Origin of the sequence: Sediminicola arcticus, from assembly GCF_040566695.1 — a bacterium.
Classification (GTDB): domain Bacteria; phylum Bacteroidota; class Bacteroidia; order Flavobacteriales; family Flavobacteriaceae; genus Sediminicola; species Sediminicola arcticus.
Map to the genome: position 1 here is coordinate 82,740 of NZ_JBEXAE010000001.1, position 15,935 is coordinate 98,674.

Annotated in this window: 14 protein-coding genes and 1 tRNA gene; 5 read left to right on the forward strand and 10 right to left on the reverse strand. The window is 38.3% G+C overall.

Features of this window, described 5'->3' with window-relative positions; translation table 11 throughout:
- Window positions 1–4: 4 nt before the first annotated feature.
- The 4 genes from ABXZ36_RS00325 (at window position 5) to ABXZ36_RS00340 (ending at window position 6,036) form a co-directional block, all read left to right on the forward strand.
- A complete protein-coding gene (locus tag ABXZ36_RS00325) occupies window positions 5–2,401 on the forward strand; it encodes an efflux RND transporter permease subunit (protein ID WP_354613458.1) in 2,397 nt (798 codons plus the stop codon).
- A gap of 96 nt (window positions 2,402–2,497) precedes the next feature.
- The gene (asnS, locus tag ABXZ36_RS00330; protein WP_354613459.1) at window positions 2,498–3,931 is read left to right on the forward strand and encodes an asparagine--tRNA ligase; all 1,434 of its coding nucleotides are present in this window, start codon (window positions 2,498–2,500) and stop codon (window positions 3,929–3,931) included.
- Window positions 3,932–3,973: 42 nt separating this feature from the next.
- A complete protein-coding gene (rpoN, locus tag ABXZ36_RS00335) occupies window positions 3,974–5,431 on the forward strand; it encodes an RNA polymerase factor sigma-54 (protein ID WP_354613460.1) in 1,458 nt (485 codons plus the stop codon).
- The gene (locus ABXZ36_RS00340) at window positions 5,431–6,036 is read left to right on the forward strand and encodes a hypothetical protein (protein WP_354613461.1); all 606 of its coding nucleotides are present in this window, start codon (window positions 5,431–5,433) and stop codon (window positions 6,034–6,036) included. The genes rpoN and ABXZ36_RS00340 overlap by 1 nt, the downstream gene beginning before the upstream one ends.
- Here the strand turns inward: ABXZ36_RS00340 and ABXZ36_RS00345 are convergent.
- From ABXZ36_RS00345 to ABXZ36_RS00380, 8 genes are all read right to left on the reverse strand, one after another.
- Window positions 6,031–6,723 (reverse strand): porin family protein, encoded by a 693-nt coding sequence (locus ABXZ36_RS00345; protein WP_354613462.1) that lies wholly within the window; start codon window positions 6,721–6,723, stop codon window positions 6,031–6,033. The genes ABXZ36_RS00340 and ABXZ36_RS00345 overlap by 6 nt on opposite strands.
- Window positions 6,724–6,813: 90 nt before the next feature.
- Complete coding sequence (locus tag ABXZ36_RS00350) at window positions 6,814–7,296, reverse strand: ExbD/TolR family protein (RefSeq protein ID WP_354613463.1); 483 nt, start codon at window positions 7,294–7,296, stop codon at window positions 6,814–6,816.
- Between the two features lie 21 nt (window positions 7,297–7,317).
- Window positions 7,318–7,944, reverse strand: a complete 627-nt coding sequence (locus ABXZ36_RS00355) for an ExbD/TolR family protein (protein ID WP_354613464.1) — start codon at window positions 7,942–7,944, stop codon at window positions 7,318–7,320.
- 12 nt (window positions 7,945–7,956) lie between these two features.
- Window positions 7,957–8,400 (reverse strand): hypothetical protein, encoded by a 444-nt coding sequence (locus tag ABXZ36_RS00360; protein WP_354613465.1) that lies wholly within the window; start codon window positions 8,398–8,400, stop codon window positions 7,957–7,959.
- A gap of 26 nt (window positions 8,401–8,426) precedes the next feature.
- Window positions 8,427–9,215: a MotA/TolQ/ExbB proton channel family protein gene (locus tag ABXZ36_RS00365; RefSeq protein ID WP_354613466.1), complete on the reverse strand. Its 789-nt coding sequence runs from the start codon at window positions 9,213–9,215 to the stop codon at window positions 8,427–8,429.
- 79 nt (window positions 9,216–9,294) lie between these two features.
- A tRNA-Ser gene (locus ABXZ36_RS00370) sits at window positions 9,295–9,382 on the reverse strand.
- A 66-nt stretch (window positions 9,383–9,448) separates the two neighbouring features.
- Complete coding sequence (locus ABXZ36_RS00375; RefSeq protein WP_354613467.1) at window positions 9,449–10,477, reverse strand: asparaginase; 1,029 nt, start codon at window positions 10,475–10,477, stop codon at window positions 9,449–9,451.
- 15 nt (window positions 10,478–10,492) lie between these two features.
- Window positions 10,493–11,260 carry a TatD family hydrolase gene (locus ABXZ36_RS00380; protein ID WP_354613468.1) on the reverse strand — a complete coding sequence of 256 codons (768 nt, stop codon included), beginning with the start codon at window positions 11,258–11,260 and terminating at the stop codon, window positions 10,493–10,495.
- A 36-nt stretch (window positions 11,261–11,296) separates the two neighbouring features.
- Here ABXZ36_RS00380 and ABXZ36_RS00385 point away from each other — a divergent pair, with 36 nt between their 5' ends.
- The gene (locus tag ABXZ36_RS00385) at window positions 11,297–11,749 is read left to right on the forward strand and encodes a retropepsin-like aspartic protease family protein (protein WP_354613469.1); all 453 of its coding nucleotides are present in this window, start codon (window positions 11,297–11,299) and stop codon (window positions 11,747–11,749) included.
- 32 nt (window positions 11,750–11,781) lie between these two features.
- Here the strand turns inward: ABXZ36_RS00385 and odhB are convergent, their stop codons facing one another.
- Window positions 11,782–13,011 carry a 2-oxoglutarate dehydrogenase complex dihydrolipoyllysine-residue succinyltransferase gene (gene odhB / locus ABXZ36_RS00390; protein ID WP_354613470.1) on the reverse strand — a complete coding sequence of 410 codons (1,230 nt, stop codon included), beginning with the start codon at window positions 13,009–13,011 and terminating at the stop codon, window positions 11,782–11,784.
- Window positions 13,012–13,038: 27 nt separating this feature from the next.
- The gene (locus ABXZ36_RS00395) at window positions 13,039–15,840 is read right to left on the reverse strand and encodes a 2-oxoglutarate dehydrogenase E1 component (RefSeq protein WP_354613471.1); all 2,802 of its coding nucleotides are present in this window, start codon (window positions 15,838–15,840) and stop codon (window positions 13,039–13,041) included.
- Between the last annotated feature and the right edge of the window lie 95 nt (window positions 15,841–15,935).

Genomic DNA, 15,935 nt, shown 5'->3' on the forward strand with positions numbered 1-15,935 from the left:
ATCAATGGTAGCTAAGCTAACACAAGGGTTTTGGGCAAAAACGGCCAGGCTAATCCTCCGCAATAGAATCTTGATCTTAATACTTATTGCTGTAATTACGGTTTTCCTTGCGCTACAGTGGGAAAATATGCGATTTTCCAATTCAGAGGCAAATCTATTACCCGACGACCATCCGGTCAACATTGAATATCTATCCTTTTTAGAACAATTTGGGGAAGAAGGAAATGTGGTGGTCATTGCAGTTCGTGATAGCTCCTTGTTTACTCCTGATAAATTTAACCGTTGGAACAAACTCAGCAAACAATTAGATGCCTTTCCAGAGGTAGATTTTGTATTGTCCACAGACAATTTACAGGAATTAGAAAAAGACAACGAGAAACAAGAGTTTACCTTAAGGCCCTTTATCAAAAAAACACCCACCACCAAAAAAGAAATAGATAGCCTTACCAATCACTTGTTCAACGATTTGCCCTTCTATGATGATGTAATCTTCAACAAAGAGAGCAAAACAGTAAGGACTTTGATCTATTTGGATAAGGATATAGTAAACACTTCGGTAAGAAAGGATTTTATTCTTCAGGATTTCAATAAACTGATTGCCAATTTTGAAAATGAAACTGGCATGGATGTCCATATTTCGGGTATGCCCTACGTCAGGACCATGAATTCCCAGAATATCATTGACGAAATCGGAAAATTTATTCTAGCTGCTTTAGGAGTAACCTCATTGATCTTCTTCTTCTTCTTTAGAAGCTTTAGGGCCACTTTTATTTCTATGTTCGTGGTGATTATAGGAGTGATGTGGGCTTTTGGCATCCTTGGCCTTTTGCGATATGAAATAACCGTATTAACAGCTTTGATACCGCCCCTTATTATTGTGATCGGTATTCCCAATTGTATTTTCCTGATCAATAAGTACCAACAGGAAGTCAAAAAACACGGCAATCAGGCCCTTTCATTACAACGTGTTATATCCAAGATCGGAAACGCTACTCTGATGACAAATATCACTACAGCATCCGGTTTTGCTACCTTTATTATTACAGATAGTAAGCTTTTAAAAGAATTCGGTATTGTAGCTTCTATCAATATCATTGGGATCTTTATCCTTTCGTTATTGATCATTCCTATCGTATACAGTTTTATGCCCCTGCCCAAAACCAAGCATTTAAAGCACTTGAACACCAGATGGATAGAAACTTTCGTCAACTGGATGGAAAGAATTGTAAGGGAAAGAAGAATTACTGTATACATTACTTCAATAGTCCTTCTAGTGGTTAGTATCATTGGAATGTACCAAATAAAAATTTCTGGTAGCCCCATAGAAGACATGCCAAAAAATGCAGAGTTCTTTAAGGATATCCGATTTTTTGAGGAGGAATTCGACGGCATTATGCCAGTAGAAATTGTCGTGGATACGGAGCGTAAAAAAGGAGTACTAAAGTCTACCAACTTACGCAAAATGGATCAAATTGGGGACGTAATCCACGAAATTCCTGAATTATCTAAGCCCATTTCCGTGGTCAATATGGTCAAATATTCCAAACAGGCGTTTTACAATGGGATGCCTAAATATTATCAATTGCCCACTGCACAGGAAAGTACGTTTATTATGGATGTTGCCAGAAAATCAACTAATGATGGCAATCTTTTAAAGAGCTTTGTGGACAGCACAGGACAAACCGCTAGGATCACCACCTACATGAGGGATGTGAATACGGAGCGAATGGAGGAAATCCAAGGAAAACTTCAGGAGAACATAGACAAAATATTCCCTGCGGACAGATACAATGTGTATCTCACAGGTAAGGCCCTATTATTTTTAAAAGGAACCAAATACTTGGTAAAAAACCTAATCATGTCCCTCGCTCTTGCTATTGGTTTGATTGCACTTTTTATGGCCTATTTGTTCCGTTCCTTCAGAATGATTGTAATCTCTTTGATCCCCAACCTTTTGCCTTTAGTTATAACGGCGGGGGTGATGGGCTTTGCTGGGGTTCCTATAAAACCATCTACCATTTTGGTATTTAGTATAGCCTTTGGTATTTCGGTAGATGACACTATACACTTTCTTGCCAAATACCGGCAAGAACTAAATGCAAACCACTGGAGAATCAAAAAATCTGTTTATGCCGCCTTGAGGGAGACAGGAGTGAGTATGTTTTACACTTCAATTGTTCTTTTCTTCGGCTTTTCGGTATTTATGATTTCTAGTTTTGGGGGTACAGTAGCGTTAGGGGCTTTGGTTTCTGCTACCTTATTATTTGCAATGTTGGCCAATCTAATTTTATTGCCAAGTTTATTGCTCTCCTTGGAAAGAAGCATAGCAAATAAAACCGTTCTTAAAAAACCACAGATTGATATTCTTCCAAAAGAAGAACTCAATACTAATGAAAAATAAAATATAAACGGTAAACCGTATCATTATGAAACAGCCGATGCGGTTGCTATTTACCAAAAAACTATCTTTACAACATTAAATTAGACGTATTTTCCAATGAAACAACAAAGTATACAAGAGCTCTTGAGCGGCAAAAATTTATTACAGGAAGTTACCCTATTTGGGTGGGTTAAAACTTTTAGAAGTAACAGGTTCATTGCTTTAAATGATGGCTCAACCCTCAATAACATTCAATGTGTTGTTAACTTTGAAGATTTTGAAGATCAACTCTTAAAACAAATTTCTACTGGCGCCGCTTTAAAAATAACCGGCACACTTGTAGAAAGCCAAGGGAAAGGCCAATCTGTAGAAGTACAAGTGAAAAATGTTGTCATCTTGGGCACGGCAGACCCAGAAACCTATCCCATACAACCTAAAAAACATTCCTTGGAGTTTTTAAGGGAAAAGGCTCATCTTAGGATCAGAACCAATACGTTTAGCGCTGTGATGCGCGTGCGTTCTGCTCTTTCTTTTGCCATACACCAATATTTTAGGCAAAATGGGTTCTACAATGTGCATACGCCCATAGTAACAGGATCTGATGCAGAGGGCGCAGGCGAAATGTTCCGAGTAAGCACCTTAGATGCCAAAAATCCGCCTTTGACAGAAGATGGGGAAGTTGACTATAAGGAAGATTTTTTCGGCAAAGAAACTAATCTAACCGTTTCGGGACAATTAGAAGCTGAAGCTTATGCAATGGCTTTGGGCAAGGTGTATACCTTTGGTCCAACATTTAGGGCAGAAAATTCTAACACCTCTCGTCATTTGGCAGAATTTTGGATGATAGAGCCTGAGGTCGCCTTTAACGATCTAGATGCTAACATGGATCTATCGGAAGACTTCATTAAAAATGTGATCAAATATATATTGGAGCATTGCCAAGAAGACCTGCAGTTTTTAGAACAGCGATTGTTGGATGAAGAAAAATCTAAACCACAGGCAGAACGCAGTGAGATGGCTCTAATTGAGAAATTAAAGTTTGTTTCGGATAACAACTTCAAAAGAGTTTCTTACACAGAGGCTATAGATATCCTTAAAAATTGCAAGCCTAATAAAAAGAAGAAATTCCAGTACATCATCGAAGAATGGGGTGCTGATCTTCAAAGTGAGCACGAGCGTTATTTGGTGGAAAAACACTTTCAATGTCCAGTAATTCTATTTGATTATCCTGCTAAAATCAAAGCCTTCTATATGCGTTTAAACGAAGATGGCAAGACCGTTAGGGCTATGGATATACTATTTCCTGGTATTGGTGAAATCGTAGGTGGGTCTCAAAGAGAAGAACGCTTAGATGTCCTAAAACAAAAAATAAGTGAGTTGGGCATAGATGAAAAGGAACTTTGGTGGTATCTTGATCTCAGAAAGTTTGGATCAGCCGTTCACAGTGGTTTTGGCCTTGGTTTTGAACGTTTGGTTCTTTTTGCTACTGGGATGGGTAATATTAGGGATGTAATCCCGTTTCCTCGAACACCACAGAATGCGGAATTTTAATTTTGAATTCTGTAATTTTACAAGAAAGCCTGTAACCCAAATATGCTAAAGCAACACTTACAGTTTAAGTTATCGCAAAAATTATCTCCACAGCAAATTCAGCTGATGAAGTTGATTCAATTGCCTACTCTTGCCTTTGAACAACGTTTAAAACAGGAGTTAGAAGAAAATCCGGCATTAGAGACAGGAAAGGAAGAAATTGAAAATCAGGAAGACGAATTTGATGATATCTATGATGACGAAAGCGATAGTGAAAACATAGCGGCTGACGATATTAATATAGATGAATACCTAAGTGATGACGAGGTTCCCGATTATAGGACGCAGGCCAACAACTATAGCTCAGATGATGAGGAACGAACCATTCCCTATGCATCTGGTATTTCCTTTACACAATACCTAATCAATCAATTAAACACTGTTTACCTCAGTGACGAAGAGTGGTCCATTGCAGAGTTTTTGGTGGGTAGTGTAGATGAAAGTGGATATATCCGCAGGGCTATTTCCGATATAACGGATGATCTTGCTTTTACACAAAACATATATACGGAGGAAAAACAAGTAGAAAAAATTTTGAGGCTTGTCCAAGAATTAGACCCTCCTGGAGTGGGGGCTACGAGTTTGGAAGAATGCTTGATTATTCAACTAAAAAGAAAAGAACCAACTCCAAGCACAGAGCTAGCAATTGCTATTTTGGAAAAATCTTTTGAGCAGTTTACTAAAAAGCATTATGCCAAACTCATTCAAAAGCACAATGTCTCCGAAGAAACCTTAAAAGAAGCCATTACAGAAATTGAACGTTTGAATCCAAAACCCGGGGGTTCGTATTCTGGTAATACTAGGACAATAGAACACATTGTTCCAGATTTCTCGATAAGAATTACCGATGGCGAATTAGAACTTACTTTAAATGGAAGAAACGCCCCTGAACTGCACGTGTCTCGTGAATACAATAACATGCTGGAAGGCTATAAAAATGCCAAGGACAAATCCAAGTCGCAAAAGGACACAGTGATGTTTATTAAACAAAAGTTAGATGCAGCCAAGTGGTTTATTGATGCAATAAAACAAAGACAGCAAACCCTTTACGTCACCATGAATTCCATCATGAATTATCAAGAGGAGTTTTTCCTTTCTGGTGATGAACGTAAGTTAAGACCTATGATCCTGAAGGATATTGCCGATGAGATAGGAATGGACGTTTCCACTGTTTCAAGGGTTGCAAATAGCAAATATGTAGATACGCCATACGGTACTAGATTGATTAAGGATTACTTTTCCGAATCCATGAAGAATGAACAAGGGGAAGATGTGTCTACCAAAGAAATCAAAAAAATATTGGAAACTGTTATTGGAGAGGAACTAAAAAGAAAACCTTTGACCGATGATAAATTGGCCGCTCTTCTAAAGGAAAAAGGGTATCCCATAGCAAGAAGAACAGTAGCAAAATACAGGGAACAATTGGATATTCCTGTAGCGAGGATGAGAAAGGAAATATAATGAGGGCCTTTTATCAACTCATCTCGTATTTATTTCATCCTCTATTTATTCCAATAGGCGGTACTTTAATTTACTTTATCATTACACCCAAGTACACTCCCATTGAAATGCAGAGCGGAAATATCCTTCCTATTTTTATTTTAACGGTAATCATACCTATTATCTGTTATTTCATTTTGCGTAACTTGGGAATGGTGTCTTCTATTTTTATGCCTTCAGTACAAGAACGCAAATACACGCTATATATCAGTATTTCTTTATTTTTGATGATCGTTTATAAAGTGATCCCCAATAATTACTCCACCGAGTTATTTTATTACTTTTTTGGACTAATAACAGCATCCCTATCCTGTCTCCTATTATTATTTTTCAAATTTACGAGTAGTATACACCTTATGGGAATGGGTAGCTTATTGATGTACCTAATAAGCCTTAGCATACATTTTGAAATAAACGTGGTGATAGCTATAAGTGTAATGACATTGGCCACTGGCTTGGTGGCTTCCTCAAGACTGTACCTAAGAGCACATAGCAAAACAGAATTACTTATAGGATTTATAATTGGAATGGTATCCCAATTAATGACCCTAAAATTTTGGTTATAAAATATAAAAAATAATTCCTATCCGAAGTGGTTTCACCTGGATAAGCTCCGAAGTATCCAACGAAGCGCCATCTTCGAGTAGCTTACTCAGCGCATAGTAAATATGAATATTCCATGTATTATAGCCTACGTTCAACATAAGGCCATATTGAAGTTTTTTAATATCAGGATTGGTAAATCCAGTTTTCCCATTATCATCAACAAACTTAGACCTCCCTTCAAAAATATATCCTAGTTTTCCGCCAGCATATACCCTCCAAAATTTATAATCAATAGCATTTGAATTTCTCCATCGAATTTCCAGTGGGAGTTCAATGACATGAGTCTCTAACTTACTTCGCCTAAAGTTATCATTTGAAGTTAGTCCAGAATACCCAATTTCTCCATTGACCTGCTCTGCAAAAAGATTGGTGTAATACGAATTAAGAGCATATCCCATTCCAATTCCAAGTCCAAAGTTGCGATCAGCATTCAACGGAATATCCTTTACAATACCTCCCATTAACCCGTAAGAAAGATTTCGTTGAGTTATGTCCGTTGGTTTATTGAGTAAAAGGTTGTATGTAACGCCCAGATAAAATTGATCCTCCAAATAGGTGTCGTCCTCTAAGGAACCAACAGACACCTCTTGAGACCAACATTGTACAGTGATTGCTCCAATAAGAAATAACGCTATATACTTCATCATGTAAACCTGGTTAAAGCAATATAAGATATAAAAAAAACGCTCCAAAGTAAATTTGGAGCGCTTTGATCTATAAACTAATAATTTTTAAGCTTATTGTAAATTCCTGAAAGCATCACCTTCAAATGTGGTATAATTTACTTTCAATGCATTCACTTTTCTCAATTCTAATTTGATATCAGATATAATACCCATATTGGCATCCTTGTCCACTTTAAGTGCTGTGGTAAGTACATTTTGTAACTCTTGGGGCTTTTTGGCCCTTTCAGCTAAAATATAATCCCCGACTTCTGAAGCACTAGAAAATTTATCGTTCAATTGAATCTTTGATTCTTTACCATAAACCTTTTCGTACTCTCGTGTTGGCTTCCCAACGTAGATATAGATCACCCTGTCCTTCTTTTCCAATTTCTTGATCTCAGAAGCATTAGGCAAGGTATTCTCTACTTTCAAGGTACTATCTTTCATTACGGTCACAGTCATAAAGAAGAACAACAACATGAAAACAATATCCGGAAGTGAAGCTGTATTTACTGCTGGTAAAGCAGCATCCTTTTTCTTATTGAATTTTGACATTTTATATTGTTTTAGTTCTCTTTAATTAGTGGTGGCAGTTTCTGCCTCAGATAATTTCTGTGGAAATAAATCTTGGATTTTCTGCACCCTTTCCTTTAGCTCAGCACGAACTGATGAAGGCGTCTCAGGATTCAAATACAAGGCTTCCATTTCTGTGAAATTCCTTTTATACAACCTCTGCGCTTCTCTATTACGCAAATCATTATATGCTCCTACCAACTCGTTCTGTACAGTAATGTACGTCCCATATTTGGTTTCCCTATCATTCTTTAGAGATATAATAGCCTTCGTAGGATTATCCGAAGAAGATCCATCCCTTTTACCATTGCAGTAGTTGCAGTATTCCGGTGTACCAGAAGCTGCGCCTCCGTTATCCAAAAAAGCCATTGCTTTTGCTCTAAGATCCTTGATGTTGGTCAATTCACTTTCAACCAATAATTGTCCATTTCTGTTGATATTGACCGTAAAGATATTCCTTTCTTTAATGATCGGTGGTTCTTCGGTAGGCGGCTCAATTGGTGGCAACATACGATCCAAACCTGCATCAGTCTCAATAGTGGTGGTCACTAGGAAAAAGATAAGTAACAAGAACGCAATGTCTGCCATAGAACCGGCATTAACCTCTGGTGGTGCTCCTCTTCTTGGCATAACTATATATTTTTATTTACTAAACGTTTTTTTGATTCCTGGAACAATCATCAAAAGTACTGCTACTGCTGTTAAGATGAAAAATACATTCAATCCCATCCCAATTGTTTTAACCGTACCTTCTGTTGTTGGAATGCCTTTGTTAGCCATTTCTGTTAGATTTACATCAGTACCTGTTGCCAAACCGTAGGAAATAGCAACTACTAAAAGCAAACCACCAACGGCGTACAAGGCTTTCTTAATGTTTTCAGGAGTAGTCAATAAGTTTTTAAGTGCAAAAACAAGACTGAAAACTATTGCTATTCCTAAAAGAATGTACGTGATTATGAACATTAAATTCATAGGCGTACTATTTACAGCCTCTGAGGCCGGCATATCTGCACTAGGCAACTGGAACCATAGAAGGGCACCAATTAAGCTTAGGGCAACCAATATATATTTTAATATTTTGTGCATAACGCTTTCTGTATTAGGGGTGCGACTTATTTTTTGTGATCTACCAACATATCAATCAAAGCGATTGATGAGTCTTCCATGTCATTTACTATACCATCGATCTTTGCAATGATGTAATTGTAGAAGATTTGAAGGATGATCGCAGTGATCAAACCAAATACCGTTGTTAATAACGCCACTTGAATATCACCAGCAATAAGAGATGCACTAAGGTTACCTACCGCAGCAATTTTTTGGAAGGCCTGGATCATACCAATTACCGTTCCCATGAAACCTAGCATAGGCGCAACAGCGATAAATAAAGACAACCAAGAAACATTCTTCTCTAATTGACCCATTTGAACACCACCGTAAGCAACAACTGCTTTTTCGGCAGATTCAACACTGTCATTAGCCCTATCTAATCCTTGATAGAATATAGAAGCTACTGGTCCTTTTGTGTTTCTGCAAACTTCTTTTGCAGCTTCAACACCACCAGAAGCCAAAGCATCTTCTACGCTTTGTTTTAGTTTTGTCGTGTTTGTGCTAGCAAGGTTTAAGAAAATAATTCTTTCAATAGCAACTGCCAAACCTAATATCAAACATAAAAGAACGATACCCATAAATCCGGCACCACCTTGAATAAACTGTTCTTTTAATACTTGAGTAAAGCCTTTTTCTACTTCTGCAGGAGCTTCATCTTGTAACATTACTGCTGTTGTAGCAATTGACGAAAGGTTCGAAACCAATGCGGTTGCTCCAACTTTTGCATTTACGGTATTTGTGCTTAGTACAAACAACCCAGCTAGTGCCAGGATAGTGAATAATCTTTTCATTTCTTTGAAACTTAAAATTAGTTAGTTAATAGGGTTAAAGATAAAAAAAATTTGTTATTAAAAAATTAAAACTTAAAAGCAGAGAGGAAGGGATTCGAACCCTCGATACCCTTTTGAGGTATACACACTTTCCAGGCGTGCGCCTTCGACCACTCGGCCACCTCTCTATTCCTTTGTTTTAGGGCTGCCAAATAACAAAAAATTTATTAGTAAATGAAATTAAATCAGTTAATTTATTTCATTTCACCTCTCAGCGAAGTTTCAAATATGGTTTTAAACAACTTAGCTGAAACATTGCTCCCCAATAGATACATAAGCTTGGTAATGGCAGCTTCCGTTGTAATATCCTTACCATTAATTAGTTGCAGTTTCTGTAATTGCTCACTTGTTTCATACTGCCCCATAATAACACTTCCTCCTGAACATTGGGTAACGTTTACAATGTGCAATCCCTTACCTATCGCATCCTTTAAATCTGAAAGCAACCAAGGGTCCGTTGGGGCGTTTCCTGCACCATATGTTTCCAAAACCAGTGCTTTTAATCCAGGAATTTTTAAGATACTTTGCAAAACGGACCTATTCAACCCAGGAAAAAGTTTTAAAATGGCCACATTAGTATCCATTTCTTTATGTACAATAAGTTTTTTATTTTTATTCCCAACCCATAATTGATCATAGTTAACTTTCAAATGCACTCCAGATTCGACCAATTCAGGATAATTGAAAGAACCAAACGCTTTAAAATGCTCTGCATTAAACTTGGTGGTCCTATTAGCACGGTAGAGTTTGTTTTCAAAATAAAGGCAAACCTCCTTGACGACTGGGCCATTACCATTTTGTAAGGCTGCAATTTGAATAGACGTTATCAAATTCTCCTTGGCATCTGTCCGCATATCGCCAATAGGCAATTGGGATCCTGTAAAAATTACCGGTTTTGCCAAATGCTCCAACATATAGCTCAAAGCCGAAGAGGTATAGCTCATGGTATCACTTCCATGCAAAACAACGAACCCGTCATATTTAGCATAATGTTCCTCTATAATAGTTGCAATAGACACCCAATGTGAAATATTCATATTGGATGAATCTATTGGTTGATCAAAGGAGACATTATCAATCCTACAGTCCAACTGGCTTAATTCCGGGATATTCTTTTCTAATTTTTTAAAATTGAATGCTTTGAGAGCCCCAGTGCTATAGTCCTTGACCATTCCTATAGTACCTCCAGTATAGATCAACATGATCTTTGTTTTATCTTCCATATCTCTTTCCCCTTATTAAATACCAAAAATAACTTTGGAATTTGCCGTTGTAATCTCCGCAATTTCTTCTTTACTTTTATTATAGATATCTGCAAGCTTATCCAATACGTTGATCACGTAAGCACTCTCATTTCTTTTACCACGATAAGGCACAGGAGCCAAATAAGGCGAATCTGTCTCTAAAACTATATGCTCAGGATCTATCTGGTCCAAAAAGGCATCTATTTTTCCATTTTTGAAGGTTATGACACCCCCTATTCCCAATTTCATATTATAGCCAATAGCCCTTTGAGCCTGGTGATAATCACCCGTAAAACAGTGAAAGATACCGTAAAGGTCATTACCTTTCTCCTCTTCTAACACCTCAAATATCTCATTAAAGGCCTCCCTACAGTGAATTACTATTGGCAATTTATGTTTTTTGGCTAACTGAATCTGAAATTTAAAGGCCTCTTGCTGTTCTTTCAAAAAGGTCTTATCCCAATATAGGTCTATTCCGATTTCCCCTACGGCATAAAACTTATGCTTGGACAACATTTCCTCCACATGTTGCACTTCTTCTTTGTAGTTTTCCTTTACATGTGTTGGATGCAAACCCATCATCAAATAGATGTAGTCCGGATATGACTTTTCTAAAGCTAACATGGACGCAGTGTAGGCAGAATCAATGGCTGGTACAAAAAATCTTTTTATTCCTTTCTCTATAGCATTTTGAATGACCTGGTCCCTGTCCTCATCAAAAGCTTCACTATATAAATGGGTATGTGTATCAGTAATTATCATGGCACAAAAATAGCCTTATCTTTGTCAAAAAAGTGAATGAAAAGCCTCAAAAAGTTTTTAAAAACAAAAAACTTCACATGCATACCCCTTGTGATGACTGCAACAAGCCATTTTGAGATTACCGCTAAAATTAACGGAATCACAGGGCGGTTTATCTTGGACACTGGCGCTTCCAACACCTGTATTGGACTTGACAAAATTCAATATTTTAAGCTAGTTTCCAAGGATTCTAAAATTAAGGCTGCGGGGGCTGGCGCCACTAATATGGAGACCCAAATTTCAACTAAAAACATTATTGAGATTGGACAATGGTCAAAAAATAAAGTAAAATTGGTCCTTTTTGATCTAGTCCATGTTAATGAAGCTCTAATTTCCCACAATGCATTACCAGTAGATGGAGTAGTAGGTGCAGATATCCTAAAAAAAGGAAAAGCCATTATAGATTACGATAAGAAGTGCGTTTACTTAAAACAAAAAAACCCGAAGTAAACTTCGGGTTTTTTATATATTGATTTTGAAGTTTATAGCTCCAAGGCCTTGTTGACATTATCCTCCATTAATAATTCTATAGGACTCTCCAAAGCTTCTTTTACCGCTACTAAGAATCCAACAGACTCCTTACCGTCAATTATTCTGTGGTCATAGGATAGGGCAACGTACATAATTGGGGCAATAACCACCTTGCCGTCTTTAGCAATAGGTCTATCCACTATATTGTGCATTCCTAAGATGGCACTTTGTGGTGGGTTGATAATCGGAGTGGACAACATAGAACCAAAAACTCCACCGTTGGTAATAGTAAATGTTCCACCTGTCATCTCATCTACAGTAATCTCACCCTCACGAGCTCTTATAGCTAATCTTTTTACCTCATTCTCCACCCCTCTGAAGGATAGGTTTTCTGCATTTCTAATTACCGGAACCATTAGTCCTTTAGGTCCAGAAACCGCTATACTGATATCACAAAAGTCATAAGAGATCATTTCTTTACCATCTATCATGGAATTCACTGCAGGATACATTTGCAATGCCCTTATCACAGCTTTAGTGAAGAAGGACATAAAACCAAGTCCTACTCCGTGCTTATCCTTAAACTGATCTTTATATTGGTTACGAAGCTCAAAAATAGGCGACATGTCCACTTCGTTAAAAGTAGTCAACATAGCCGTTTCATTTTTCACCATCACCAAACGTTCCGCTACCTTACGGCGTAACATGGATAGTTTTGTTCTAGTCTCTCCTCTCTGACCGCCTTTAGGAGTGCCCATAGATGGAACAGCATTGACCGCATCATCCTTAGTGATTCTTCCATCCCTCCCAGTGCCTTTAACGGCCGAGGCATCCATATTCTTTTCGTCCAATATCTTCTTTGCTGCCGGGGAAGCTGTCCCAGTGGCGTATGTCTCTTTTGCTTTTGCAGGTTCTGCAGTTTTTTCAGCTTTTTTAGGCGCTTCCTTCACCTCTTTCTTTTCTTCCTTTTCCTTAGTTTCTTTTTCTCCACTGGCCGGTTTTTCAGCACTAGTGTCAATCAAGCAAATCACTTCTCCTACGGCAACCGCATCACCGACCTCAGCCTTTAAAGTGATAATTCCGCTTTCTTCTGCAGGCAGTTCCAATGTGGCCTTATCGGAATCGACCTCAGCAATAGCCTGGTCTTTTTCCACATAATCGCCATCCTTTACCAACCATTCTGCTATTTCTACCTCGGTAATAGATTCCCCAGGTGAGGGAACTTTCATTTCTAAAATCATTATTTTATAATTTTAATAGATGCGTTATTATTTTATATTTTCTCTAACCATGTTGTCCTTTGTCTTATCAAAAACATAGGCAATCACCTCTTGGTGACGACGCTTAGAGCGTACAGCACTTCCGGCTGCAGGCGAAGCATAGAATCTTCTAGACGCTACCCTGAACTTACTCACATCACTGAAATGCATCAACAAATGACTCCAAGCACCCATGTTACGTGGCTCTTCTTGTGCCCACACAATGTCATCTGCTTTTTTATATTTTACAATGATATCCTTCATCTGTGTTGCAGGTAATGGGAATAGTTGTTCTACTCTTACAAGAGCCACATCGTCCCTATTGTTTTCCTCTTTTACTGCTAAAAGATCATAATAGAACTTTCCAGTACAGAAAACCAAACTTTTTACCTTTTTAATATCCGCACTTGTATCGTCTATGACTTCTTGAAATTTACCATTTGCCATCTCATCTACAGTAGATACCGCTTTTGGGTGCCGCAACAAACTTTTAGGGGTAAACACGATTAGTGGTTTTCTGAAATTAGATTTCATCTGTCTACGCAACAAATGGAACATATTCGCAGGCGTTGTACAATCTGCAATGTACATATTATCCTTGGCGCATAATTGGAGATAGCGCTCCATCCTTGCCGATGAATGCTCGGCCCCTTGACCTTCATACCCGTGAGGCAACAACATCACCAAACCGTTCTGAAGTTTCCATTTATCCTCTGCTGCGGAGATATATTGATCAATCATAATTTGGGCCCCATTACTGAAATCTCCAAATTGTGCCTCCCAGATCGTCAACGTATTTGGACTTGCCATGGCATAACCATAATCAAAGCCCACAACGCCATATTCTGATAATGAGGAGTTGTAGATTTGAAATCTTCCTTGATCTTCTGAGAGCATATTCAATTGCATGATCTCCTCTTCACTTTCCTCCACCTTAACAACAGCATGACGGTGTGAAAAGGTTCCACGCTCTACATCCTGTCCAGACATACGAACCCCATAACCCTCCTGTAATAACGTACCATAGGCCAAAAGCTCTCCCATTGCCCAATCTAAAGTATCCGTTTCAAAGAACATTTTCTTTCTGTCCCCAATTAACTTCTCCACTTTGCGCATGAACTTTTTGCCCTTGGGTAATTCTGTTATTATCTTGGCAATCTCGGTCAACTTCTTTTTATCAAAGGTGGTGTCCACAGGCTTCATCATCTCGTCTTCCTGTACCGCCTCAAAACCACTCCACTCATCCGCCATAAATGGTGTAATGACTGTTTTATCTAATTTTCTAGAATCTTCCAAATCCTCTTCCAAAGCAGCCTTGTATTCCTCTTCTAGTTTAGGAACATAACTATCATCTATAATTCCCTCCGCAATTAATTTTGCAGCATAAAGATCTCTTGCATTCTGATGGTTTGCTATAGCCTTGTATAACTTGGGCTGGGTAAATCTTGGTTCATCACCTTCATTATGCCCATACTTTCTATATCCCAATAAATCTAAGAAGACATCCCTTTTATAGGTCATCCTATATTCCAAAGCAAACATGGAAGCATGTACCACAGCCTCTGGATCATCTGCATTAACGTGCAAAACCGGACTCAAGGTCACCTTTGCCACATCGGTACAGTAGGTAGAGGTCCTAGCGTCCAAATAGTTGGTTGTAAACCCTATTTGGTTGTTCACGACAATATGAATGGTTCCATTTGTTTTGTACCCATCCAAATCTGCCATTTGTACCAATTCGTATACTAATCCCTGAGCAGCTATGGCAGCATCCCCATGCACTATGATTGGAAGCACCTTAGAAAAATCATCAGGGTAGTACTCATCCTGCTTGGCCCGTGATATCCCTTCAACAACTGCACCTACCGTTTCCAAATGAGACGGGTTAGGTGCTATGTTCATTTTTATCTTATTCCCATTGTCGGACATCCTATCAGAAGTCCATCCCAAATGGTACTTTACATCTCCATCAAAAATATCCTGCTCATAATCCTTGCCATCAAACTCCCCAAAAATATCCTTTGGTGATTTTCCAAAAATATTGGTGAGCACGCTTAAACGACCTCTGTGAGCCATTCCCATAACGAATTGCTCCACCCCCATTTCTGCAGCTCGTTCCACGATAGCGTCCAAAGCTGGAATCAACGTCTCGTTCCCTTCTAAAGAAAATCTTTTCTGACCTACATATTTAGTATGCAAGAAGCTTTCAAAAGAAACTGCTTGATTTAATTTTCCTAGAATATGCTTTTTGCGTTCGTTACTATAATCTGGGTGGTTATCGTTTATATTCAATCTATTTTGAATCCACTCAATACGCCCAGGGTCTCTTATATACATATACTCCACCCCTATGGCATCACAATAAATACCTTGTAAGTGTTTAACAATCTCCCTAAGGGTACTAGTGCCAATTCCAAGGATCTGTCCCGCTGTAAAAACGGTATCCAAATCGGCTGGTTCTAGACCAAAGTTTTCAATATCTAAGGTTGGGGAATACTTCCGTCTTTCCCTTACAGGATTGGTCTTTGTAAACAAATGTCCCCTGCTTCGGTAGCCGTCTATAAGTTTTACTACATGAAATTCCTTCTGAAGCGTTTCAGGGATTACCGCATTTTGCCCATTGGGCAAGGCTGTGCCAGCGGAGGATGTGGGAACATCCATTTCATCCATCAAACTCTCCTGACCAAAGTCAAAACCTTGGAAAAACGCGCGCCAACTAGGCTCAACGCTATCAGGATTCGTTAAATACTTGTCATATAGTTCTGCGAAAAAGGAAGTATGCGCAGCATTTAAAAAAGAATATTTATCCATGAAAGGTTATCTCTGTCTTTTGAACAAAATTTAATCAAAAATACAACAATTAACATTTCTAAGCTTACCTTAGGGTGGAATATTGTAAAAATTAA